We start from the raw sequence: 25,079 nt of genomic DNA, 5'->3' as shown, positions 1-25,079 counted from the left end.
GAGGGTCAGAACGCCGGCCATGATGTTGCGAGCGTGCGGAATGGGCTGCATCGCGTGGTGCAGAGCCGCTGCCGAGAGCGCAACGGAGAGGACGACGGAGGCAACGAGGAAAGGGACATCCCAGGACACGAAGCCCTGCACCCGGTAGCCCATCATCCCCGTATAGTGCATGGCCGCGATGGACAGACCGACGACCGCACCACCGATGGCCGGGGTGAAGCGGCTGAACCCGCTACCGGCGAGAACGAAGCCGACCGTGCTTCCGACAACCGCGATCATCAGCGAGACGGCGGTCAGGCCCGGATCGAAATCGACAGGCACACCCGCGTCGAAGCCCAGCATGGCGATAAAATGCGTGCACCAGGTCGCAGCACCCGCCGTGAGCGCCGTCAGGAAGTGCCAGCCGACGAGCTGCAATCCTTGCGTCCTGGCGGTCCGATGAAAGAGACGGGCCGTAACCCATGACCCCGTACCGCAGATCACCACGGCAAGACCCACGAGCCAGACGTTGTGCTCGCTAACGATGCAGCCCAGGACGGAGATCATGGAAAAGCAGCCTAAGAGTTGAAGGCACGCCCGATGCCAACAGGCGAGCATTGGTCGAAGAACGCGGGCGGTCTCGCCAACTGATCCATGTCAGTTATTGATATATAAGTGTTTATTTTCAGTGTTCAGAGGCGCTTTTTTTAACGTCGTTTGCCACGTTTTCCCGCGCCTTTTGTCGGAACGAGGTCGGCCGTCCTACCATTTGGTCTTCAGCGACAGCGACACGATGTCGGCGGCCTGATCGGCGCTGCCCGTGAAGCGCCTGACAGGCGTGGTCGCGCTAGCCGGTGTCGTCGTCAGGCTATCGATCGGCGCATCATCGAAAAAGATGTGCGTGTAGGCGAGATCGAACGCCATAGCCGCGGTCAACGCATACGTTGCGCCGACACTCAGCCAGATCCGGTCGCTATCTGAGACGTTGATCTTGCGTTGCTCGGGATCTCGGATCGGTGAGATCTCGTAAGCCGCGCCCGCACGCAGCGTCATGGCGTTCGAGGCGTCCCATTCGGCGCCGAGGGCGAAGAACCAACCGTCGTCCCAGTGAAAATCGAGAATGTTGATCGCCTGTCCTTGAACGATAGGCTGCGATCCCAATCCGCCCTGAGAGGTCGCGATGAAGTCGACCTTGTCGAGGCGGCTCCAGTTAGACCATTCGACCGTCGCCAAGAGGCGTGTGGTATCGCTCAGCGCTTGGCGCAGGCTCAGCGTTGCGATCTCCGGAGTGCGCAGCTTGGCTTCGAAATCGATTGGCGCAAAGGGCGCGGTGCCCAGGCCCGTCGTAAGAAATCCAGCCGCCATCGAGGCATCGCCCTCGATCTCGTGGGCGACAGATGAGCGAAACCCCAGTCCTATGCTCGTCGCCGGGCTCGGCTGCCAGAGGACGCCGCCGGTAAAGCCCAGACCGATGTCGTCGCCGTCGAGCACCGAGTTGGACTGCGAGGGAGCAAGTCCACCGGACGGGTTGGCCTTGATCGTAAGCGCCAGATATTGGAGCTGGGGGCCTGCGCCGATGAAAAGCCCCGGCGCCAACTGATAGGAGGCGATCGGATTGACGTTGACCGTAAGAAGCTGCGAAGAGCGAAAGTGATATTCGCCGGACCAGGTAGGATCCTGCGCCTTGTTCTTGGACCCGAATGGCGCATTGACAGCCAATCCTAGAACAAGATCCTTGTCCACGCGCCAGGAGGCATATGAGGCCCCGATAGCGACAAGCTGGTCCACGTTGGCGTGATCGTCGACGAGCGCGGTTGAAGACCCGAGAGCGGTGCCGGGGAGCACGCTCACGCTGTTCGCGCGAACGTCGATATCCGCATAGAGCAGCGAGACGTGGCTTTCGGTTGCAAGCCCCGGACCTGCCAACGACATCGCGGCCGGATTCCAGAAGCTGGAGCTCAAGTCCCCACCCGAACCCGCGCCCGCAAAGGAGGCCCCCTGCGCAGAGGTCGATTGCTCGCGAACGCCAAGTCCGCCGCCAAGTGCCGGACCGCAGGAAGTAAGAACCGAGCATACGACAACCGCGCCCTTGGCCCCCACACTAGCACGATGCCGTGATGCGTCCTTCGCCCTCCAGCAGTTTAGAGCCATGAATATCCCCCGCGCGAGGCGCCATCCCTGAAATAGCCTCGCGCTTTCTTATTCTCACATGTTCAGTTGAAGGGATCTCGGTTTCCAAATTCCTAATTCCAAACGTCTATAATCGTCTAACGACGCTTAGGTGCATGAGTTGAGCTCCCCGCGATTGAGCACTTCATTCTAAGGGATGACTGCCCGCCATTTCAGAGTCTTTGGCACCGGCTATCAGTTGCGGTGTGCCATACGCGACCGTTCTTCAGAACCTGTGGGGGCGGCACAAATGCGAGCGGAATGCCTACGCGAGCCGCCCGGAACCACGCCGACTGTGGGACGGACCAGCGATCGCGTCACAATCAAAAAAGGGGGCCAATGCAGTTTTAAGAATAGAAAGGATATCGACGCGAGAATATGCGCTACCCGGCTTGTTTCGGGTTCATGGAAACAACACGCAACAAGAGGGCCTTGGACACCTCGGTGAGCGCGAATTCGGTACGCTGGGAGCGGGGATTCCGCCCCACGATGGAGAGCAGGCCGCGATTTCCGGCCAGCTCCGTGACCTCGCGCAGAACCAGCGCGTGGGCGATGCCAAACAGGCGTGAGAACGTGCGGCTATCGCTGCAGATGTCGAGGTGAACGGCCAGGAGCAGGCTCGCACCGAGCGGCGCCAGGAAGCCAGCCACTGCGCAAAGCGCCGCGACCCGATCGAGGAACAGCTCCTCCGATATCACGCCCTCGGCAGTCGTATTCATGCGGCCTGCGACTGCTCAGAAGCCGGGCGGAAAGAGACGAGCACCGACTTCGATGTCGGCGTGTCACTCTGCTCGCCAGAGGTCGAGAGAGGCACCAACACGTTCAGCTCCGGATAGTAGCCGGCCACCGAGCCCCGCGGGAGATCGTAGGACACGACGCGGAAGCTCTCCGCCACGCGCTCGATGCCGTCCTCATGGCGGCCGACGATGTCGACGCGGTCGCCGGATTGCACGCCGACCTCCGCGAGATCGTCGGGATTGACGAATACGACGCGCCGCTCGCCATAGATGCCGCGATAGCGGTCGTCGAGACCATAGACGGTCGTGTTGTACTGGTCGTGCGAGCGTAAAGTCTGCAGCACGAACAGGCCCTGCTCACCCAGTGCCCTCTGATGCTCCGTCTCGCGCGGCAGCGCCTCCGGCGAGAAGGAGGCGCGCTGCGACGGCGTGTTCCAGACACGATGATCGACGGCATTGTAGAGACGGAAACCGCGCGGTCGGCGCACCCGTTCGTTGTAGCCGTGGAATCCGGGGATGGTACCTGCGATCAGATCGCGAATGCGGTCGTAGTTCTGCGCCAATTGCGCCCAGTCCACCACATCCGAGCCGACCGTCGACGCCGCGATGCCGGCAATGATGCCGACCTCGGAGCGAAGCTCCGGCGAAGCCGGCTTGTTGATGCCGCCGGAGCCGTGGACCATGCTCATCGAATCTTCGACCGTGACGATCTGAGCGACGCCCTTGGCGTTGCGGTCGATCTCCGTTCGGCCGAGGCAAGGCAGCACGTAGCTCACCTCGCCAGGCAGGAGATGCGAGTGGTTGAGCTTGGTCGCGATGTTGACGGTCAGCTTCTGCCCCCGCATCGCCTTCGCAATGAGCGTGCTGTCGGGCGTGGCGCGCGCGAAGTTGCCGCCAAGACCGATGAACGCCTGCGCCGACCCATCGAGCATGGCGCCGATGGCAGCCAGCACGTTGTGGCCGTGGCGTCGCGGCATCGGCACGCCGAACACCGTTTCCAGGGCATCGAGAAAAGCCGCGGAGGGCTTCTCGTTGATTCCGACCGTGCGGTCGCCCTGTACGTTCGAATGCCCGCGCACCGGGCAGAGGCCGGTGCCCGGCCGCCCGACGTTGCCGCGCAGAAACATGAAATTGGCGATCTCGCGGATCGTCGCCACCGAATGGCGATGCTGGGTCACGCCCATGGCCCAGGTGCAGATCGTGCGCTCGGATTCGATGTAGATCAGCGCCAGATGCTCGAGCTCGGTACGCGTCAGGCCGGATTGATGCTCGATCGCCTCCCAGCTCGTCGCATCGACGGCGGCGCGATAGGCGTCGAAGCCGGATGTATGCTGCCTCAGGAAGCCATGATCGAGGACTGACGGCCGCCCCTCGGCGAGCGCAACCTCGTCGGCCGCAAAAACGGCTTTGGCCATTCCGCGGACCGCGGCCATGTCTCCGCCGAGACGCACCTGATAGTACTCGCTCGCAATCGGCTTGCTGCCGCCCGTCAGCATCTCGAGCTTGTCCTGCGGGTCGGCGAAGCGCTCGAGCCCCTTTTCGCGCACCGGGTTGAACACCGCGACGCGGGCACCGCGAAGCGCCGCGCGGCGCAGATCGCCAAGCATGCGCGGATGATTGGTGCCGGGGTTCTGCCCGATGACGAGAATGGCATCAGCCTTCTCGAAGTCCTCAAGCGTCACCGTACCCTTGCCAATGCCGATGGCCTGGTCGAGCGCGATGCCGCTCGCCTCATGGCACATGTTCGAGCAATCGGGAAAATTGTTCGTCCCGTAGAGCCGGACGAAAAGCTGGTAGAGAAAGGCCGCTTCGTTCGACGCGCGGCCGGAAGTGTAGAACTCCGCCCGATCCGGGCTGTCGAGCCCTTTCAGAATCCTGCCGATCTCGGCGAACGCATCGTCCCAGCCGACCTGGACATAGCGGTCGGTGGTGGCTTCATAGCGCATGGGATGCGTGAGACGGCCCTGCCGCTCAAGGTCGTAGTCCGTCCACGTGCGGAGCTCGCTCACCGTGTGACGAGCAAAAAAGTCCGGGCTGACGCGCTTGTCGGTCGCCTCCCAGGCGACCGCCTTGACGCCGTTCTCGCAGAACTCGAACGACGAGCCGTGCTCCGGATCTCCCCACGCGCAGCCTGGACAATCGAAGCCGTCCGGCTGGTTCGCCTTCAGCATAGCCGCCGCGCCCGTGAGCGGCGCGCCACTGGCGAGGAGCTTCTTTCCGCAGCTCTTCAGCGCGCCCCAGCCGCCTGCTGCCTTTGACTTCTTTCCAATGAATTCCGGCTTGCCCATGCACAGCGCTCTCAACGACATCGAGACTATTGTGCATCTGCGAAATCAAGTTTTTCCGCAACGGATGCGGAGGTTATGGCTGTCATGCGGAAAAAGCAGACCTGCGGTCGCTGCGTCAGCGGACTTCACAAGTTGGTCCTGGCTATCCAAACTCGTCGGAAGATTCCAACCGGCCGCGTCGCGGGCCGCCCTGCCCCAGATGCGTCCTCCGTCGCCAGTCTTGGATCACATACCCACCACTCGCCAACGCCATCAGCGACAGACTGAACCACGTAACGGCATAGACGAGATGGTTGTTGGTGAACCGCACGCGCGTCAGACCGCCGACCGGCCACCCACCCGGATTGGGCGTCGCGTCCGCATCGATGAAGTAAGGCGCTGTCTCGCCAAGGCCACGTGCAAACGCGATGGCTTCCACATCGCGGGAATACCAGCGATCGCCTGCAGGATCGTTCGTGCGCAGGAAGGCACCGCCTGGCTCCGTCAACCGTAAGAGGCCCGTTACCGTCGCCTCGCCGGCGGTGGCGGCCGCTGCGCGCACCATCGGATCGCGACGCTCCGTCGACACGAACCCGCGGTTGACGAGCATCGTGAAGCCCTGCGTCTTCTCGAACGGCGTCAGCACCCAGTAACCGCTGCCGAGGTCGGTTACGGCCTGCACGAGTGTTTCCCTGTCGTGCAGGAAGCGCCCCGTTACGCGCACCTTGAGATATTCACTCGACGCCGCGGTGATGTGGGCCCAAGCGTCGCGCCCGGGCGCTTGAACGGGATCGGCCCCGACGCGCCGCTCGACGCGCTCGATGAGGTCCAGCTTCCAGGAGAGCCGCTTCACCTGCCAGACGCCGAGCACACCGAACAGGGTGGCGCTCGTAAGCGCGGCGATCACGATCAGGATCACCGCAGCCGGCGAACGCGCCTGCAGGGCGCCTTCGGTCATAGCATCTGCCGCATGTCGTGGAAGGGCATAGTGTTCGTGTTGAGGTGATGCATGACCCACAGCGAACCGGCCATCGCGATAACGATGATGATCAGCGTGAAGATCAGAGCCATCATGCTCCACCCCTCCTCGGCACTGGAGGTCATGTGCAGGAAGAAGACGATGTGCACGACGATCTGAACCATGGCGAACGCCATGATGACGAAGGCCGTAAGCTGCTTGCTCTCCAGAACCTCGCCCATCACCAGCCAGAACGGAACCGCGGTCAGAAAGACCGAAAGCGCGAACCCGATCAGATAGCCGCGGAGCGAACCGTGCGCGTGCCCCTCCGCAGGGTGGTGGTCATGGCCGGCCTCGGCGTGCGCGGTATGCGCTCCGGCGTTGGGTGCGCTCATCGCAGGACTCCCATCAGATAGACGAACGTGAACACGCCAATCCAGATCACATCGAGGAAATGCCAGAACATGCTGAGGCACATCAGCCGGCGCCTGTTGGCCTCGATGAGCCCGTGACGCCGCATTTGCACCCAGAGCGTGGCCAGCCAGACGATACCGAACGTTACGTGCAGGCCATGCGTACCGACCAGCGTGAAGAAGGCCGACAGAAAGGCGCTGCGCTGTGGCGTGGCGCCGATGTGAATGAGGTGCGCGAACTCGTAGAGCTCGATCCCGAGAAAGGCGAGGCCGAACACGGCGGTCACGACGAGCCAGAAGAGCGTCCCGCGCACGTTGGACTTCATCATCTCGAGCATCGCGAAACCGAAGGTCAGCGACGAGAGCAGCAGCATTGCCGTGTTGACCGCCACGAGCCCCAGGTCGAACAGGTCCTTCGGCGCCGGGCCGGCCGCGTAGCTTCCGCCCAGCACACCGTAGATCGCGAACAGCACCGCGAAGATGAGACAGTCGCTCATCAGGTAGATCCAGAATCCGAGCATAGTGCTCGAGCCTTCGGGATGGGCGTGCTCGTCCTTGACGTAGAAGACCGGAGCTTCATCCCCCGTGTTGGCGTCGCGAGCGAGCGTCGTCATGCGTTCACCCCGCTTGCGGCCAAGAGCTTCGTTCGCTCGGTCTCCGTGCCCACAACCTCGTTCTCGGCGATGTAGAAGCCGTGGTCGTAGTTGAAGGTATGGGCGATCGCGACGCCGATGATGGCGACGAAGCTCAGGGCCGCGAGCCACCACATGTACCAGATGAGCCCGAACGACAGCACGACGCTGAGCCCCGCCAGAATGACGCCTGTCCCCGTATTGCTCGGCATATGGATCGGCTTGAAGCCTTCGAGCGGGCGCCGGTATCCGCGCCGCTTCATGTCCCACCAGGCGTCGTTGTCGTGCACGACGGGCGTGAAGGCGAAATTGTAGTCGGGCGGCGGCGAAGAGGTTGCCCATTCCAGCGTTCGCCCGTTCCACGGATCGCCGGTCGTATCGCGGAGCTGCTCGCGCCGCGCGATGCTGACCACGATCTGGATCAGGAAGGCGACAATACCCACGAGGATCAGGAAGGCCCCGAAGCCCGCGATGAGGAACCATATCTGCAGCGACGGATCGTCGAACACCCGCAACCGTCGTGTCACGCCCATCAGACCGAGCACGTAGAGCGGCATGAAGGCGAAGTAAAAGCCGAGCACCCAGCCCCAGAACGACACCTTGCCCCAGAACGGGTCGAGCCTGAATCCGAACGCCTTCGGGAACCAGTAGATCATGCCGGCGAAGAGGCCGTACACCACGCCGCCGATGATCACGTTGTGGAAGTGCGCAACGAGGAACAGGGAGTTGTGCAGCACGAAGTCGGCCGGCGGCACCGCCAGCAGCACGCCCGTCATGCCACCGATCACGAAGGTGAGCATGAACGCCACCGTCCACATCATCGGCAGCTCGAAGCGGATGCGCCCGCGATACATCGTGAACAGCCAGTTGAAGACCTTGGCACCGGTCGGGATCGAGATGATCATTGTCGTGATGCCGAAGAACGAGTTGACGCTGGCGCCGGATCCCATCGTGAAGAAATGGTGCAGCCACACCAGATAGGAGAGGATGGTGATGACGACCGTGGCGTAGACCATCGACGTGTAGCCGAACAGCCGCTTGCCCGAGAAGGTCGCCGCGATCTCCGAGAAGATGCCGAACACGGGCAGGATCAGGATGTAGACTTCCGGATGACCCCAGATCCAGATGAGGTTCACGTACATCATCGGATTGCCGCCGAGGTCGCTGGTGAAGAAGTTCGTGCCCACGTAGCGGTCGAGCGAAAGCAGCACCAGCGTCGCGGTCAGCACTGGGAACGTCGCGACGATCAGCACGTTGGTGCAGAGCGAGGTCCAGACGAACACCGGCATTTTCATCATGGTCATGCCGGGCGCACGCATCTTGACGATGGTGCAGATGAGATTGATGCCGGAGAGCGTCGTGCCGACGCCCGCCACCTGCAACGACCATATGTAATAGTCCACGCCGACGCCCGGACTGTGCTCCGCCCCCGAAAGCGGCGGATAGGCGAGCCAGCCCGTGCGCGCGAACTCGCCGAGGAACAGCGACATCATCAAGAGCACGGCGCCGCCGGTGGTCATCCAGAAGCTGAAGTTGTTGAGGAACGGGAACGACACGTCGCGCGCGCCGATCTGCAGCGGCACGATGTAGTTCATGAGGCCGGTGACCAGCGGCATCGCCACGAAGAAGATCATGATCACGCCATGGGCGGTGAAGATCTGGTCGTAGTGGTGAGCGTTGAGATAGCCCTCCGAACCGTTGAAGGCCATCGCCTGCTGGATGCGCATCATGATGGCATCGGCGAAGCCACGCAGCAGCATCACGACGCCGAGGATCATGTACATGATGCCGATGCGCTTGTGGTCGACGGTCGTGAACCACTCGCGCCACAGGTAGCCCCACAGCCCATAGCGAGTGACGGCACCTACGAGCATGAGCCCGCCCAGCGCCACGACCGCGAAGGTACCGACGAGAATGGGCTCGTGAATCGGGATCGCGTCCCAGGTCAGCCGGCCGAAGATCAGCTTGGTCAGATCAATATTCTCGAACATCGGGTCCGCTCAGGTGCCGGAAAGCGAGCGCAGCAGGCTCGCGTCGATCTTGGGAGATGTGAAAGACGTGAACGGAGGACGCGGCAGCCCGGCGCCAAGCAGCGGCTGGCGGTCAGCCGGACGAGGTGCCGATGTCGTTTGCCGGGCCGCCATGGCTTCCTCGGTCGTGCAGATCCCGGTAACCGCCGTCGCTTTCGGTCCGAACAGGGCGCTACGCGCCGCGGCGCCCTTGTCGTCCGGCGGCTGCAGCAGGTTGATGCCGGCCAGCCCCAGGCCACCGCTGGCATCGATGGCCATCATCTCGTCCATGCACATCTTGCCGGGCTCGGCACAGCGGTCGCGGATCAGCCGGAAGAGTTGCGGCTCGACGGTGGCGTAACGGCGCACGGGCTCATTCTCGCTCGGCTTGGCCAGCTCCAGATAGGTCGCGCGATCGAGCGCACCGCCCTCGACCCTCACCGCCGCGAGCCACTTTTCGAAGCCGCCCTCGTCGAGCCCGTGGAAAGCGAAGCGCATGCCTGAGAAGCCGTCGCCGCTGTAGTTGGCCGAGAAGCCGGTATAGGTGCCGGACTTGTTGATCACGCCGTGCAGCGTTGTCTCCATGCCAGGCATGGCGTAGATCATTCCGGCGAGCGCGGGTACATAGAAGGCATTCATGACCGACGTGGCGGTGAGGCGGAAGCGGATCGGTCTGTCCACCGGCGCCGCCATCTCGTTGACGGTCGCGATGCCGTGCTCGGGATAGATGAACAGCCACTTCCAATCGAGCGCCACCACCTCGACCTCGAGCGGCTTGACCTCCGCCGCGACCGGCTGCTCGTGCGTCACTCTGTCGAGCGATCGGTAGGGATCGAGCAGGTGGGTCCACATCCAGGTGACCGCACCGAGACAGATGATGATCAGAAGCGGCGCCGCCCAGATCACCAGCTCGAGATAGGTGGAATGATTCCAATCTGGATCGTAATCCGCCGGCTCGTTGGCTTCGCGGTACTTCCAGGCGAAGAAAACCGTAAGCGCCATCACCGGAACGATGATGAGCAGCATCAGAACGGTCGAGATGACGACGAGGTCGCGCTGCTGCACGGCAATGTCGCCGGCAGGATTGAGAACGACGAAGTCGCACCCCCCGAGCATCAGGGTAAGTGGCGCTAGCGCCAGCAGTCGAAAGCGGCTCATGATAGCGGTCCGTGGATACGAAGCGGCTCAGACGCAGCGCTACCTCTTGAAGCGCGCGCGGCCCATTGGACAATTTGCCCAATGCCGCAATCGGCCGCGCACGCATAGGACGGCAATGCGGCACGAACCGGCGAGACCCGAGCCGCGAGCGAAACCTCATTCGGATGCGATCATGGCTCAATCTTCGGCATCGATGGCGGGACACGGCGGGGTTGGTCCCGAGGCACGCCACAGCGAGGTGGCCCCCGGCGAGATCGCGGTCGGTGTGTTCATCGGTCGCACATCCGAGTACTTCGACTTCTTCGTCTATGCCATCGCCTCGGTCATCGTCTTTCCGAAGCTGCTCTTCCCTGAGGCCGATGCGCTGACAGGAACCCTCTACTCCTTCGCCATCTTCGCGCTGGCCTTCATCGCCCGCCCCTTCGGCACGGCGATCTTCATGGCGGTGGACCGCGCCTACGGCAAAGGCGTGAAGATGACGATCGCGCTGTTCATGCTCGGCACGGCAACCGTCGCCATCGCCTTCCTGCCCGGTTACGAGAGCATCGGGGCTGCCGCGATCTGGCTTCTGGCCGCCGCCCGCATCTGCCAGGGCATCGCCCTCGGCGGCACGTGGGACGGCCTCGCCTCGCTCCTGACCCTCAACGCACCCGAAAAGAACCGGGGCTGGTATGCGATGATCCCGCAACTCGGCGCCCCGGCGGGCCTCATCGTCGCGAGCGCCCTGTTCGCATTCTTCGTCGGCAATCTGTCGGCCCAGGATTTCTTCGACTGGGGATGGCGTTATCCATTCTTCGTGGCATTCGCAATCAACGTCGTAGCGCTCTTCGCCCGCCTTCGCATCGTCTCGACGTCGGAATACAGCGAACTGTTCGAGAACCGCGATCTGCAACCAGCGCGCGTGCGCGAAACGCTGCAGGCGGAGGGCGGCAATGTGCTGACCGGCGCCTTCGCGCCGCTTGCGAGCTTCGCCCTGTTCCACATGGTGACGGTGTTCCCGTTGTCGTGGGTGTTCCTGTTCACCTCGGAAGGCATCGCACGCTTCCTGGTCATCGAGGCCATCGCCGCCTTTTTCGGCCTCGCGGCGATCTTCGCGTCGGGCGTGATTGCGGACCGGATCGGACGGCGGCCGCTGCTGATGGGATCGGCGCTCGCCATTGCCGCGTTCAGCGGCTTCGCCCCTCAGCTTCTCGACGCCGGCTCCGTAGGCGAGGCCGTGTTCATGATCCTGGGCTTCGTACTACTGGGGCTGTCGTTCGGACAGTCCTCCGGCGCTGTGGCCTCAGGCTTCTCGAAGGAATATCGCTATACCGGGTCTGCCATCACCACAGACCTCGCCTGGCTCTTTGGAGCCGGCTTCGCTCCTCTCGCCGCCTTGCTGTTATCCACCCACTTCGGACTGATTTCTGCCGGCGCCTACCTGTTGTCCGGCGCCGTCTGCACGGTCATTGCACTTTGGATGAATGACCGCTTTGCATCGAAAGGCTCCTGACCGACGCTCTCGGCTTATCCGTGTCGTCGGCGGCCGCGAGGAGCCGTCGTTGTGTCGAGCACAGTGGCCCGACACTGCCGACAGGCACGACGTTCCGAGACACAGCAGTCCGATCAGCTACGAGCCTTCCCTTTTGCTCGCGACTTTCACGAACAGCATCTGAAGCTGGTCGATCGTGAGATCGCCGGTCACAGGAGCACCGATCGAATCCTGAAACTGCATGACGGCAGACTTCGTCTTCGCGTCCACCGTGCCGGTCTCCTGCGCGATGTCGTAGCCCATGAACCTCAGATGCTGCTGGGCGGCCTTGATCTCGTCGGGCGAGGAGATGAGCGCCGACGCACCCTGAACCGAAGCCGTACTGCCGGTCGTGATGTTCTGGTTGACCATACCGCTCTCGGACGTGTCGCTCTTCGCCGCGACCACGCCCTCGTCACTGTCATAGGTCTTCTTCTTGCGCGCCTGTTGCTTCGACGGTTTGGAGGGCTTGCTGGCGCGTGTCGCCACACTGCGCTTCGACCGGCGCGATGTTGCCGATTTCCGCTTCCCGCTTCCCTTAGAAAGCTCGTTGAGGATGAGCGCGCCGGCGATACCCGCACCGATGGCGCGCGCCGTACGGCTTTGCGCCGCAGCACGGTCAATGCTCACGCTCATGCCCAGGAAGCACAACAGCGCGATCGCGAACAACCGACCCGCCATGCCTGTCAAACCCATACTATGTCGATTGCATGAATGCCCTTTATTCACGCTGACCTCCTGCATCTTCAGTTAAGCGGATCGGTCATCCGTTCCGCTCGATTCAGTTTCCTCTCCCGGCGTGTCCTATCGTTCAGTATTTGCACTTCTTCCCGATAAAGGTCGGTTTGCCGTAGCAGTCATAAAAGAAGGCCCCGGGATTGATTTGTATCGTCGTTCCGGTTGTACTCGGTTGCTGAGCCTGGCGCGTCCTGCAACGACCGCGATAGCGATAGGTGCCGGGCGGACATGACGGCTTTTCGACTTGCTGGTATTTGCAGGAACCATTGCTGTAGTACGTCCGCTTTGGGCAGCAGTTCGGATACGTGCCGTTGGGGCGGTCGGGAGGACAGACCTTCGGCATCGCCACGATCGCCTGGCAGGTTCCCTCGCGGTACTCCATCCCCGGCTGGCAGCAATAGGGATAAGTGCCGTTCCAACCCTTCGGACATTTTTCCGTCGGCGCCGCGGCGCAAGTCCGGCCGTTCCACGCTGTCCCCTCGGCGCATTGGCAGAGGTTGTCGGACGTGAGCGTCATGCCGCCGAAGCAGGTCGGCGCCTCGGCCCCAACCGCGACCTCGTGGCATTCGTAGCTGCCTGGCTCCGCATCTTTTGGCGGACCGGAGACCGACACCGCCGCCAGGGCGGGCTGCCACGGCTTCGAGAGCGCGATGCAGTTCTTGATCGTCTGCGGAAGGCCCTGCTTCGGCATGCGCGTGACGATCGTGTAGTTCTCATGCTGTCCGACGGCGAGCGGATAGCGGCCGGGCGTGGTGCACTGGAACGGGATGCGCGCGGGCTGTGAATCGCAAGGCAGCTTCGGCTCGATCGACACGATTTCCATGCTTGGCACGTCCGGACCCATCGAGTCGGTGAACGTCACCGGCGCGTTGTGATTGACGGTCCCGTCGTTGAGAAGAGTGAGCCTGAACTGGCATTCGCCACCGGCCGCACACGTGTTTGCGCCCGACTTGATGACGCGCAGACTGAAGGGATCGACCTCGACGGAGGCACAGGCCTTGTCGTTTTCCACGAGGCTCCGCCCGGCCGCGCCGTCGCCCGTCGCGCCGACATCTACCGCCGCGCAGTTCTCCAGCACGGCGCCTTTGGCGAAGCCTTTCGGCGTCACATCGACCGGAAGCACGATCGACTGACCTTTGGCGAGCTGCACGTTGCCGCGCGACGCGCACACCGCATCCCCTTCCGTATCGGCGCACGTCCAATCCGGAGACGATGTTGCCGTCGTTGTATGGCCGCTTCCCGCCGCGGACGCTGCACCGGGCTTGCTCGCGATCTGCTCCGAGATCGACAGCGGACCGTTGAAGGCGCCGCCACCGACGTTCGTGACCGTGATCTCGAAGCTGCACGGCCCGTCGGCGGCGCAGAACTCCGAGACGGCCTTCTTCTCGATCTTGAGACGCGGCGGCGCCGCAAGGCGCTCGACCGGCGGCCTGAGCGGAAGCTTCGCGCAGGCTTGCCCGCGCGCGCCGCCAACCGCGCGGCTCTTTTGCTTGTCGAACGCAGCGGCATCGCTCCGCTGCAGGAGGAAGCTCGCCGGTACGAAGTCCGACGTGGTGGCGCCGTCCGCGCCCGGCACCTCGATCGCAGTGCTCGTACCGAGGAATCGGTCCTCGGCACCGAGCGTACCCGGCTTGAACTTCAGCGTGAGCGCCGTCGAGGCTCCTGGCCCCAGATCAAGAGCGTTGTGCGTGCAGCGCCAGGGCAGGCCGATGCGGACACAGGTCCACGGAGCCGTCGGAAGCTCATCGAGCGTCGCGTTGTTGTCGAGCCCGGCGGCAATCTTGCCGCGATGGCTCGAGATGACCTCGATGACGGTCACCGGGCCGGAGAACGGCTTGTCCGTCGTGTTCGTCACCGTCACGTCGAGCTGGCATCCGCCCGCCTCCGAGCAGACCGGCACGGCCGTCGTCGGAGTGACGGAGATGCCGGCGACGGCCGCGCTTGTCGGAGGTTGCCGGTTGTCTGGCGGGGTATGGAGCGAGGCGCAATTGGTGAGCTCGCCCTCCTCGCCTGCGGTAGCGGCCGGCTTGACGTTGACCGTGAGCGGCACGCGGGCACCCGGCTCGATCGGCTCGGGATGGGTGCAGAAGAAGGGCGGCGACCGCGTGCAGATCCACGTGGGCTCGTTCTCGGTCGACATCACGGCGCGGGAGAGGTCGGCGTTCCCGGCAGAGACGATCTCGTCGATCACGATCGGCCCGTTGATCGGCGTCGACAACGTGTTGGTGACGGCGATCTCGAACGTGCATCCGCGCTCGCTCGAGCAGGCCGTGCCGACCGCCTTCTTCTCGATCCTGAGACCGGCGGTTATCGGGCTCACGCCGCCGCCTGGTCCCGCACCAACGCCGCCGACGCCATCGACGCCCGGCTGAGCTAGGTCCGCCAGCGGTCCCGGTGCCGCCTGGCCGGTCTGTCCCGGGCCAACGCCAGGGCCGCCGGCGACGACGGGCGGAAAGCGCGACGCATCGCAGTCGCGGAACACCTCGACATCGCCGACCTGCCCCCTGAGGCTTGCGTCATCATAGGCTCCGTCGAAGTCGACGAAGGCGCTCTCCAAAGGAGGCTCGTTGGCCGGGCGGACGCTGCCGGCAGCGACGACCTGGGCGCCGTGCACGATGGATGGTCCACCCACCTTGAGCTGCGGCGCGAAGCTGGGGTTGTCGCGCAACGCATCACCTGTGGCGACGAGGTTGGCTTCGCACCTTCCGAAGTCGACGGAGCCGTCCTCCTTGCGGCCGAACGCCAGGCTGATGCCGCCGGCACCCTGGCGGTAATCCCCTCCGAACCCAATCGCGTATTCCTCTGCTTCGGGTATCTTGGGCCCATACCCGGCTTTTGGCCGCGCATAGCGCAGCACGCGCGCGTGGTCCGGCTCGGCGAATTCCGTGTAGTCGAACGGGTTCCGCAGACGGCCGCGTTGCGCGATCGTCAAGCGCCCTTCGGCGTCGAAGAGAATGTCGGTGACGGGCAGACCGTCCTCCGCCGCCGCGTCCGATTTTGTCGATGCCGCGTTAGACTTCGCGTCGCCGACGCGGAGCTCGAAGCGCGGATCGGACGCAAACGCTCCTATCGGATCGATGCCGACCGACCAGATCTCCGGTCCCTCGCCGACGGCGTAATAGAGGCGGTTCTCGAAGGCGGCGAGCCCATGAATCCGGCGCGCGACCGGCGTAAAGCCCCAGGTCGAGGGATCTTCGGGCTTGAAGCTGGGCTTCGAGATGTCGAGCCGCTTTCCGTCGTCGGGCACGGGCTCGAGCTTGTGCGCCTTGCGACCGTCGACACCATGGTCGAACCGGCCAAGCTCGGTGCCCGCCAGATCGAAGCGATGGATCATGCCCGTGTCCAGATCGGACACATAGAGATTGCGGCTGGCCAGATCGAACGCAAGCCCGCCGAGCCCGGGACCACTGTTCTGCGCGCCGCTGAGCGTCACATTGGCAAACAGGGAGGCCTTGCCGTTCACGCCGTCGATCTTCCAGATGGCCCCCGGCCCTCCGCCGAGCTTCGCCCCGAACTGGCCTTCCATGAAGACGGCGCCCGGCGCACCAGCCGTCAAGCGGTCGGGCACGCCGTCGCCGTCTGCATCGGGACCGACGATCTGCAGGCCGAAGCTGGAGGTCGCGGCCGCGAACAGATTTGGCCGCCCGCCCGCCTTCTCCGCACGATCGAACGCAAGCCCGAAGACCTGACCGATCTCCCCCGCCTTGATCTCGAGCTTGACCGCCGGCTTCAGCACCGTCGCATCCTTTGGCTCCAGCATCGTCGCGTCGAGCACGCGGAGGGAGGCGCCGTTCGGGTCGATGGCCGTCTTGTCGATCGGGTGCACCCCGGGCTTCAGGCCGTCGATGGTGAGTTTCGTGCCCGAGAAGCCGGAGAGCGCCATATCGCCGTTGTCGAAAAGCCCCGGCGAGAGCGACACAGGCGGCTCGACCGGAGGAAATGCGGGCTCGGCCGATGTTCGCGGAGGTGTGGCATCCGTCGCCGTCGGCGATCCGGGCTGCGAGGGGACCGCCGCATCCGGCGGCAGCGCGGCGACCACGGGAGGCTTGGCCGCGGCCTCCTTGAAATAGAAGCGCTGAGTCAATGCCGAAAGGTCCCACGGCTTCTGTTCGCCGTTGGTCGATTTCAAGACTGCGTTGCGCACCTCGTAGAGCATTTCAGCGAGATGGTCGCCGCTGCTCAGCATCTGCTGTACGAGGGCAGCCGTATAAGGAGAATTGCGTCCATGACCATCGAGCGCCGTGCGGCCCGGCGACGTCGAATAGCTGATCAACGTTCCCGCCCCGGGATCTTGCAGGGCGAGGCCGGCGCCCTCGCGCACCGAGCGTGTCCCCATGCTCGCTGCCAGGTTGCGCGCCAGAGGATTGTCGCGGCAGGCGTCGAAGAACAGGATGCTCGTGCGTTCCTCCGACTCCATGTGTCGCTGGATGCTGTCGAGGCTCAGCATCTCGAACTCGAGCGCGGCTCTCTTGGAGAGCTTGGCGTCGATCGGCACCAGATAGTTGGTGCCGTCGACCTGAAGCCCATGGCCCGCATAGAAAAAAACGGCGACAGACGCGCCTTCGAGCGCATCCGCGAACTCGCGCAGCTTGAGGTCCATGCTGGCCTTGTCGAGATCGAACCCCTCGATCACCTCAAAGCCGAACGTCTTGATCGCGGCACCAAAATCGGTCGCATCGTTCTTGGGATTGGCGAGTGCGGGAGTGTTGATATAGGCAGCATTGCCGATGACGAGCGCCACGCGCTTCGCGGCCGCGACGGGAGAAGAATGCGCAAGTACGCAAACCACGATGGCGAGTATTGAAGAGACACGCCACATAAACGGACCGCCTCATTCTCAATAAATATATCGAGATCAATGCGCTGCGGGCGTGGCGCAGCCTTTCCTTATCGCAATTGGGCCATCGCCGTAATGCCGACAAGTATTCCGGAGCGCGCACGTCCTGTCCAGTGGATCATGCGCGATTCCAATTCCGATTCCCTCATCCGTTTGGATGATGACGCATGTGAAATCTGACCTTCGCTTTGACGTGCATTCGTCACAGACGCGCGAAGCGGAAAACAACCAAACGACTGATCACCACCGTCGACCTCCATGCAACTCTGCAACGCACACAATACGACGGATGAGATCGGCTCTGAGCCGGAAAAGAGAAACAATTGCACTCCAACAAGTTCCGACGCGACACAAACGCCTCGAAAGACCTTCTGCACATTATCAAGATAAGCAGGGCAGTCCGTTCCCATTTTCATCGAGGACTGGAAATGGGAACGCTCGTCACACGCCACTTCGCATGTGTCGCGTTCCACGCGGCACAGTTTTCGCGCGCGCGGTGTCGTACATCGCAGACGCCCGATCGAATGCAACGGCTGCTTGTTCGAAGCACCTGCACGGCGGTCGCGCGCGTGCTAATTTGACGTGATAATGCCGTCATGTACGGGCACGTTTCATTGTGGGGGTTTCATGCTCAATCGCTTCTTATTGTTCGTGTTTTTCTTCACACTTCCAATCGTCCCCGCGTCCGCGCAAGCCGAGCGGGACGGCGAAGCCGCATTCGTCAAGCTTGGCGAGATCAGCGTGCTCCCTGGAGCAAAATCGAGCCGCATCGACCTCAGCGCCGTCAACGGGCGCTCGAGCGCCGTTCGACTGCGCATGGCGCAGGGACGCGTTACGGTTTCGCGCATTTCGATCGAGTACTCGAACGGCCAAGTCTTTACCGATGATTCCGAGCGGAGGCTGGACCCCAAGGATCGCACCAAGCTCATCGACGAGCGGCCGGAAGGACGTTTCATCGACGCCGTCGAGGTGAGCTTTCCGGACACCAGATTGCCATCCGCACCCGCGGTCCTGGAGATCTGGGCTCGCCAGACGCCGAGCGACGCGGCTGCCGTCCGTGGCACCGTCCTGCCGCCGCCTGATCCGGAGGAGGAAAGAACACGTGGAACCCCTAGATCTCCGGTTCCGGCGGCGGAGAAGCCGTTCGTCGCCGTACCCGTCTACTACGGCACGGATCGGAAGCGCGGCGCGGACATTCTCAAGAACGGCCGCAAGCTCGCTGTCTATACCAACGAGGGCAGCCCGACATTCGCGCTCGGAATGGCCGTCGTGACGGTGCCGACCCGTAAGGATCGCGACCCCGGCGCCATCACCCGCCCGGAATGGAACCTGTTTTTTACCTCCATCGCCTTCCGTGACGAGGATATGGCGCTCGATTTTACGGTGCAGAGCGTCGAGGAGCTGAGCGAGAGCGCCTTCGTCGAAAAAGCGAGGGAGCGCCTCCAGTCCGCGAAGGACTTCAAGGACCAGACCTTCGTGTTCGTCCACGGCTACAACGTCGTGTTCGACGACGCCCTGTTCCGCACCGCCCAGATCGCGCACGACACGGGCTTCGACGGGGGAGCGTTTCTCTATTCCTGGCCGTCGAGCGGAAAGCTTGTCGGCTACACGCATGACCTCAAGCGCGTCGACGGCGCCCGCGATCACCTGATCCACTTTCTGAACATCGTGCGCAGCAAGACGGGCGCCACCAAAGTGCACCTGATTGCACATAGCATGGGCGCCGAGCTCTTGACCGGCGTCCTGCGCGACATCGCCTTGAGCACGCCTGAGGCCGAGAGGGCGGCGCTCTTCGAGGAGATCATCCTCGCCTCGCCCGATGTCACGCGCGATAACTTCCTGAAGCGCTACAAGATGATCACGCCGCTCGGGCGCGGCATCACGCTCTACGCATCGCAGAAGGATCGCGCTCTTCGCGTCTCCGGAAGTGTTGCCCTCGGCGAGCTCCCCATCGGCCACATTCCAAGAGCCGGCGGACCCCTCGTGCTCACCGGCATAGACACGATCGACGCCTCGGGCGTGAGCAGCGATTTTCTCTCGCTCAACCACTCGGATTTCGCGGAGAGAGCGCCTCTGCTCCAGGATATCGCCAGCATCCTCAAGACCGGCGTCCGTCCGCCGAAGCTTCGCTATGCGCCGTTCGAGGAGATCACGGGCCGCGCCGGAACGTACTGGAAATACCCGCGGCCGAATTGAGAGGCACAGAATCTCGGAGGTGGTTGATGCGGCGCGCATTCGCATGCGTCATGGCTGCGGTCTGGCTTGTGGCCACCGCACCACTGGTTCCGGAAGGCTTTGCGCAGCAGAATGGCGCAGCGGACCCGTTGAAGGCCGCCGAATTCGTCGACGTCTATCGGCGCTGGCAGCAAGCCCAGGACCCTGAGCAGAAGATCGCCCTGGGCGAGCAGGCCCTGGCGCTCGAGCCGGCGCTCACGTCGTGGCCGCTCGACACGCCACGCGATGGGGTACGGGGCGAGCTCTGGTTCGACGTCGGAAGCGCGTATTTCAGTCGCGCATCCGGCGTACGGGCCGACAATCTCGAGAAGGCCGTCGCCTACCTCGAATCCGCGCTTGCCGTCTTCACCCGCGAAGCCGACCCCATGAACTGGGCCGCGGCGAAGAACAATCTCGGCGGCGCCTATCAGGCCCGCATCCGCGGCGAGCGCGCCGACAACCAGGAGCGCGCCATCGCCCACTTCGAAGCCGCGCTGACCGTCATCACGCACGAAGCGTACCCGCTGCAGTGGGCGCAGCTTCAGAACAACCTTGGCGTGGTCAACTGGAACCGCATCCGCGGGGAGCGTGCCGAGAACATCGAAACGGCCATCAAGCACTTCGAGGCCACGTTGACGGTCTTCACGCGCGACGCCCATGCGCACCTTTGGGCCGCCGTGCAGAACAATCTCGGCAGCGCCTATCAGGCCCGCATCCGCGGCGAGCGCGCCGACAACCGGGAGAAGGCCCTGCAGCACCTTGAAGCGGTGCTCACGGTTTTCACGCCCGAGGCCACGCCGCACGAATGGGCGCAGGCACAGAACAACCTTGCCGCCGTCTACCTGGAGCGCATCCGCGGCGAGCGCGCTGAGAACCAGGAAAAGTCTATCGCGCACCTCACATCCGCGCTGACGGTCTTTACGCGGGAGACATCCCCGCAGGAATGGGCCACCGTGCAGCGCGTCGTGGGCGACGTGCACGCGGAGCGCATCCGCGGCGACCACGCGAGCAACCGGGAAAGATCGATCGCAGCTTACGAGGCCGCACTCTCGATCTTCACGCGCGAGACGTCGCCGCTTGACCACCTGCGCACGGCACGGCGCCTCAGCCGTGTGCTGCTCAAGGCACGTCAGTGGAGCAAGGCAGGCGTCACCCTTGCCGGAGCCCGCGAGACCTTTCTGCTTCTGTTCGGACAAGGCCTGGAGGACGCCCAATCGCGCGCGCTCGTCGCCGAAGCCGGGCCCATGTTCGCGGACGCCGCCTATGCCGCCGTCGAGCGCGGGGAAAAAGAGGCCGCCGTCCAACTGGCAAGTGAGGGGCGTGCGCGCCTGCTGGCAGTTGCCATGAGGCTGCAGTCGCTCGACCTCCCGTCCGAACAGCGCGGGCGCCTTGACGATCTGCGCGCTGCGATCCGTGGCGCTGAGCAGGCGATCGCCACCACACACGGCGCCGACCGCGGAGAAGCCCTCGACAGGCTCATATCCTTGCGCCAGGAGCTGCTGCGCCTGGTTACCGGCAGCGGCCGCACCGCGGAGACGAGCTCCGCACTCGCCCAGGCCCATGCGATCATCGCTCCCGGGAGCGCCCTGACCATCCCCGTGGTGACGGAGCTCGGCACAAAGCTGCTGGTGATCACGAAACCGTCTGCAGACGCGAAAAGTCTCGCCGTCGTTGACATTCCGGAGCTGACCACCCTCCGCCTCGCGCACCTGCTCATCGGCCCGGACGATGGGCCGCCTGCGGGCTGGGTGGATGCCTATTTTGTAAACTACCTGGACAGCGCCGAACGCAGAAGCCGCTGGTCCGAGTGGACCGATGCCATCGACAAACTCGGTCCCGACCTGTGGAGACTTTTCGGCGCGCGTCTCGATGCGGCGTTGAAGCAGGAGGGCGTCAAGCCGGGTGCGCGGCTCGTCTGGCTTCCGTCGGGCTGGCTCGGCGTTTTGCCGCTCGGCCTCGCGCAGGATCCCGCGAGCAAACGGCGCCTCGCTGACGACTACGAGATCGTCTATGCACCGAGCCTCGACGCGCTCGCGGCCGCGCAGGATCTGATCGCGAAGGCCAGCACACCCACACTCGCCGCCGTCATCAACCCGACCGGAGACCTGCCCGGCACGGAAAAGGAAGGCGCCTTCGTGGCCTCCTACTTCGCCGACAACGGGCGCGCATTGCTGCAACGGGATGCCGCAACGCCCGATGCTGTTCTCGCCGCGCTCAAAGGCAAGAGCCACTGGCACTTCGCCTCGCACGGCACCTTCTCGTGGCAGGACGCGCGCGAGTCCGCGCTCGTGATGCATGGCCCCGCCATGCTCAGCGTCGCGCGGCTGCTCGAGACCGGCGGACTCGGCCGCCCGCGCCTTGTGGTGCTCTCCGCCTGCGAGACCGGGCTCTCCGACATCACGACCAGCCCCGACGAGTTCATCGGCCTGCCCGGCACCTTCACCGCCCTTGGCGCGGCAGGTGTGATCGGCACCTTATGGCCGGTGTCGGACGCGGCAACGGCACTGCTGATCGCCAAGTTCTACGAGCTGCACATGGGCGGGCACCTGCCGCCGTCCACCGCCCTGCATCGTGCGCAGACCTGGTTGCGCGAAGCCACCAGCGCTGACCTCAATTCCTATGCCAGGGTCGCGGCCACGCACGGCCGCCTGCAGAGTCGCCATCTCACCGAGATCGAGAACGCCCTAGGCCCCGAGGGCATGAAGCGCTCGACCGACGGCGCACCCGTGGATCAGGAAAAACGCCACACCCAAACGCCTGGAGTGACGGGATCTATCGAGAGGCTGCAGTCCGCGCGGCCGTACGCGCACCCCTATTTCTGGGGCGGCTTCATTCACACCGGGCTGTAGGCAACAACAGCACGACTGCTGTCCCGCAAAAAACGAGAAGATCCGCCCTCAGACCGCCACATTATTTCGACAAGAGTTTTGTCGAAAGGCGCTGATCATGAACATTCGCGAGCTTTCAAAGCTCACCGGCCAAGCCGAACGGCAGATCCGGTACATGATCGCAGAGGGGTTCGTGCCTCCCCCGACGGGAGGACGCGCCACCGCTGACTACGGAGAGGACCATGTAACGGCCATTCGCCGCTATACCGCGCTGAGGCAGCAGGGACTTCCGCCTCAGGCCATCCGGCTCCTCCTCGCGCGTGGACAGTTGGCTCCTTTCCCGGTGGCCCCCGGTATCGTGCTCCATGTCGACCCTCAACTGATAGGCGTCTCCATGGACGCCGACGCCTTGGCCGACCGGATCCGCAAGGTGTTGAGAGACATTCTTCAGGAGCCGACCGATGCCCAGCATCCCCGCGCTGAACGCAGACGATCCCGTTAGCAGACTGATCGACCGCTCCATCCGCCGTCCCGGCCATTTTCCCGTTCCCCTCATTGCCACGACCTACGACATCGCCTTCACCGGCGGCCTTGCCTACGTCACCTCCCGGCGCACGTTCCGCAACCAGGAAGCCCAGACAATCGAGGCGACGCTGACGTTTCCTTTGCCGGTCCACGCCGTGCTCTACGCGCTCGAAGCCCGCATCGGCGGGCGCGTCGTGAAGGCCGTCGCCAAGGACAAGACTGCAGCCCGCGAGACCTACGAGGACGCCATCGACCGCGGCAAGACCGCGGTACTGCATGAGGAGCTGCTCCGCGGCATTCACATGCTGTCGGTGGCACATGTCGCCCCCGGCACCGAGATCGAGGTGACGGCGCGCTTCGCGCTGGCGCTCTCGTGGATCGGAGGCCGAGCCATGCTGCGCATTCCGACCACGGTGGGCGACGTCTACGGGGTCTCGGGCCTTTCCGACTGCGACGAGCTTGTGCACGGCGGACCGGTGACGGCGGCCGCGCTCACGGTCGCCTGCGAGCCCGGCACCACCGCGCGCATCGGCGGTACCGAGATTTCCGGCCCGACGCGCGTCCCCCTGGATCGCCCCATCAGCGTGGAGGTCGCCGGCTGGACCGCGCGCGAAATCCGCGGACGCACGGCAGCGGGCCAGCCGTTCGGCCTCAGCATCGCACCGGTGCCGGAAGGTGACGCTGCCCTCGATGCCGCGATCCTGATCGATCACTCGGGCTCGATGGTGGAGCCCTGCGCCTCGACCGCGCGCCTCTCCAAGCATGCTGCGGTGGTGCTGGGGCTCGGCGAGGTAGCCCGGGCGCTGAAGTCCGCGGACAGGATCAACCTCTGGCAGTTCGAGAGCGAGGCCGAGGATCTGGGTAGCGCGCAAGGCAGCCATGTCGGCGATCTGATCCGCATGCTCTCCGAGCCGCGCGGCGGGACCGAGATCGGCCACGCCATTCACGCGTGCCTCTCGGAGCGCGGCGCGCGCGACATCGTTCTCGTGACGGACGGCAAGAGCTACGCCCTCGACGTCCAGGAGCTCGCGCGCACGGGCGCAAGGTTCTCCGTCGTCCTGATCGGAGAGGACAGCCTGGAGGCCAACGTCGGCCATCTCGCCATCCTGACCGGCGGCGAGATCTTCGTTGCTGACGGGACCGACGTGGCCACGGCTCTGAAGCAGGTCCTGGCGTCCCTGAGGTCGGCGCCTCGGCCTGAGGCGACGGCCGGGGCGCACCTGGCGCTGGCCCGGCGCGGCGGCATGGAGCTGGTGGCGACGCCCATGCCCGCCGCTGACGCCGCGGCAGACGACGGGGCGGCGCGCGCCGCCGGCGCTCTCGTTGCGGGCCTACGGCTTGCGAGCCTGACGGCGCAGGAGGCCGCCGATCTCGCCGTCTCCGAGGGTCTGGTCACGCATCTGACCAGTCTCGTACTGGTGGACGAGGCGGGCGAGGCCCAGGCCGGATTGCCCGCCATGCGCAAGGTGGCGCTGGCGAGCCCCGCGACGCAGATCATGGCAGCGGCGTCCGCCAGAATGCACTTCGGCGGCGCGCCCGATACCATGCTCTATTGCCTGGACTTCGACGACGAGCCGCGCCAGTCGCAATCCGTTTGTTATTCTCGCGCCATGACTCCGACGGGACCGGCACCCGCGCGGTCCGGCCGCGACGAGACCATGTTTGCGATTGGCGCGCCTGCGGATAGGCCGTTGAAAGCATCGCGGTCCGCACGCCCGGACGAGGCGGAGTCTCCGAGCCCCGAGAGCCGCGAGTCGCAGGCGCCGCAGCTGACCAAGCTGCCGCGCCGCATCGATTGGCGCAACGAAGGCCAGCGGCTCGTCGAAGGCATCCTGATCGGACTGCCCAACGACGTCGCCGATGCGATCGATGCGGCGGCGCGCGTGGGTGTCGTGAAGCGGGCCGCCAAGAAGCTCGGCGTCTCGGCCAGGGTGCTCGTCATCGGGCTTCTGGCCCGTGTCGTGTCGGGACGCGACCGCCACGCCGAGCGCGTCTATCGCGCCATCCTCGCCCGGGCAAAGACGCAGGACATCGCCCACGCGGCCGAGCGGCTTGGCCTGTCGTCGGCCTTCAGCGGATAAGGCGAAGCGCCCTGAGAAGGGCGC

16 protein-coding genes are annotated in these 25,079 nt (G+C 64.4%); 5 read left to right on the top strand and 11 right to left on the bottom strand.

All coding sequences use genetic code 11. The features are described 5' to 3' along the window. The 9 genes from IT540_RS19360 to cyoA all read right to left on the bottom strand — a co-directional run. The coding region (locus IT540_RS19360) for an MHYT domain-containing protein (protein ID WP_291181484.1) at positions 1-546 on the bottom strand (546 nt) is incomplete at its 3' end. 195 nt (positions 547-741) lie between these two features. Then, positions 742-2,130 carry an outer membrane protein transport protein gene (locus IT540_RS19355; protein ID WP_291181482.1) on the bottom strand — a complete coding sequence of 463 codons (1,389 nt, stop codon included), beginning with the start codon at positions 2,128-2,130 and terminating at the stop codon, positions 742-744. Positions 2,131-2,531: 401 nt separating this feature from the next. Beyond that, positions 2,532-2,867, bottom strand: coding sequence for a hypothetical protein (locus tag IT540_RS19350; RefSeq protein ID WP_291181480.1), 336 nt, complete (start codon positions 2,865-2,867; stop codon positions 2,532-2,534). After that, positions 2,864-5,173: an FdhF/YdeP family oxidoreductase gene (locus tag IT540_RS19345; RefSeq protein WP_291181478.1), complete on the bottom strand. Its 2,310-nt coding sequence runs from the start codon at positions 5,171-5,173 to the stop codon at positions 2,864-2,866. Before IT540_RS19345 ends, IT540_RS19350 begins: the two co-directional genes overlap by 4 nt. Positions 5,174-5,315: 142 nt before the next feature. After that, positions 5,316-6,110 carry an SURF1 family protein gene (locus IT540_RS19340; RefSeq protein ID WP_291181476.1) on the bottom strand — a complete coding sequence of 265 codons (795 nt, stop codon included), beginning with the start codon at positions 6,108-6,110 and terminating at the stop codon, positions 5,316-5,318. Continuing rightward, positions 6,107-6,505 (bottom strand): cytochrome o ubiquinol oxidase subunit IV, encoded by a 399-nt coding sequence (gene cyoD, locus IT540_RS19335; RefSeq protein ID WP_291181474.1) that lies wholly within the window; start codon positions 6,503-6,505, stop codon positions 6,107-6,109. The genes IT540_RS19340 and cyoD overlap by 4 nt, the downstream gene beginning before the upstream one ends. Beyond that, positions 6,502-7,137, bottom strand: a complete 636-nt coding sequence (gene cyoC / locus IT540_RS19330; RefSeq protein ID WP_291181472.1) for a cytochrome o ubiquinol oxidase subunit III — start codon at positions 7,135-7,137, stop codon at positions 6,502-6,504. Before cyoC ends, cyoD begins: the two co-directional genes overlap by 4 nt. Beyond that, on the bottom strand, positions 7,134-9,146 hold the full coding sequence (cyoB, locus tag IT540_RS19325) for a cytochrome o ubiquinol oxidase subunit I (protein ID WP_291181470.1): 2,013 nt from the start codon (positions 9,144-9,146) through the stop codon (positions 7,134-7,136). Before cyoB ends, cyoC begins: the two co-directional genes overlap by 4 nt. Positions 9,147-9,155: 9 nt before the next feature. Beyond that, positions 9,156-10,322, bottom strand: a complete 1,167-nt coding sequence (cyoA, locus tag IT540_RS19320; protein WP_291181468.1) for a ubiquinol oxidase subunit II — start codon at positions 10,320-10,322, stop codon at positions 9,156-9,158. 172 nt (positions 10,323-10,494) lie between these two features. On the opposite strand from cyoA, the gene IT540_RS19315 reads away from it, so the two are divergent. Further along, positions 10,495-11,814, top strand: a complete 1,320-nt coding sequence (locus IT540_RS19315; protein WP_291181466.1) for an MFS transporter — start codon at positions 10,495-10,497, stop codon at positions 11,812-11,814. Between the two features lie 117 nt (positions 11,815-11,931). On the opposite strand, the gene IT540_RS19310 is transcribed toward IT540_RS19315, so the two are convergent. Beyond that, a complete protein-coding gene (locus IT540_RS19310) occupies positions 11,932-12,513 on the bottom strand; it encodes a peptidoglycan-binding domain-containing protein (RefSeq protein WP_291181464.1) in 582 nt (193 codons plus the stop codon). Between the two features lie 130 nt (positions 12,514-12,643). After that, positions 12,644-17,389, bottom strand: a complete 4,746-nt coding sequence (locus IT540_RS19305; RefSeq protein ID WP_291181462.1) for a caspase family protein — start codon at positions 17,387-17,389, stop codon at positions 12,644-12,646. Positions 17,390-18,034: 645 nt separating this feature from the next. On the opposite strand from IT540_RS19305, the gene IT540_RS19300 reads away from it, so the two are divergent. The 4 genes from IT540_RS19300 to IT540_RS19285 all read left to right on the top strand — a co-directional run bounded on the left by IT540_RS19300 (position 18,035) and on the right by IT540_RS19285 (position 25,055). Next, positions 18,035-19,603 (top strand): alpha/beta hydrolase, encoded by a 1,569-nt coding sequence (locus tag IT540_RS19300; protein ID WP_291181461.1) that lies wholly within the window; start codon positions 18,035-18,037, stop codon positions 19,601-19,603. A 26-nt stretch (positions 19,604-19,629) separates the two neighbouring features. Continuing rightward, positions 19,630-22,470, top strand: coding sequence for a CHAT domain-containing protein (locus tag IT540_RS19295; RefSeq protein ID WP_291181459.1), 2,841 nt, complete (start codon positions 19,630-19,632; stop codon positions 22,468-22,470). A gap of 97 nt (positions 22,471-22,567) precedes the next feature. Continuing rightward, positions 22,568-22,951 carry a helix-turn-helix domain-containing protein gene (locus IT540_RS19290; RefSeq protein WP_291181457.1) on the top strand — a complete coding sequence of 128 codons (384 nt, stop codon included), beginning with the start codon at positions 22,568-22,570 and terminating at the stop codon, positions 22,949-22,951. Continuing rightward, positions 22,911-25,055: a VIT domain-containing protein gene (locus IT540_RS19285; RefSeq protein WP_291181456.1), complete on the top strand. Its 2,145-nt coding sequence runs from the start codon at positions 22,911-22,913 to the stop codon at positions 25,053-25,055. The genes IT540_RS19290 and IT540_RS19285 overlap by 41 nt, the downstream gene beginning before the upstream one ends. Positions 25,056-25,079: the final 24 nt, after the last annotated feature.

It is taken from the genome of Hyphomicrobium sp., from assembly GCF_020852195.1.
Taxonomy (GTDB): Bacteria; Pseudomonadota; Alphaproteobacteria; order Rhizobiales; family Hyphomicrobiaceae; genus Hyphomicrobium_C.
This window is presented reverse-complemented; position numbering and strand designations above follow the sequence as displayed.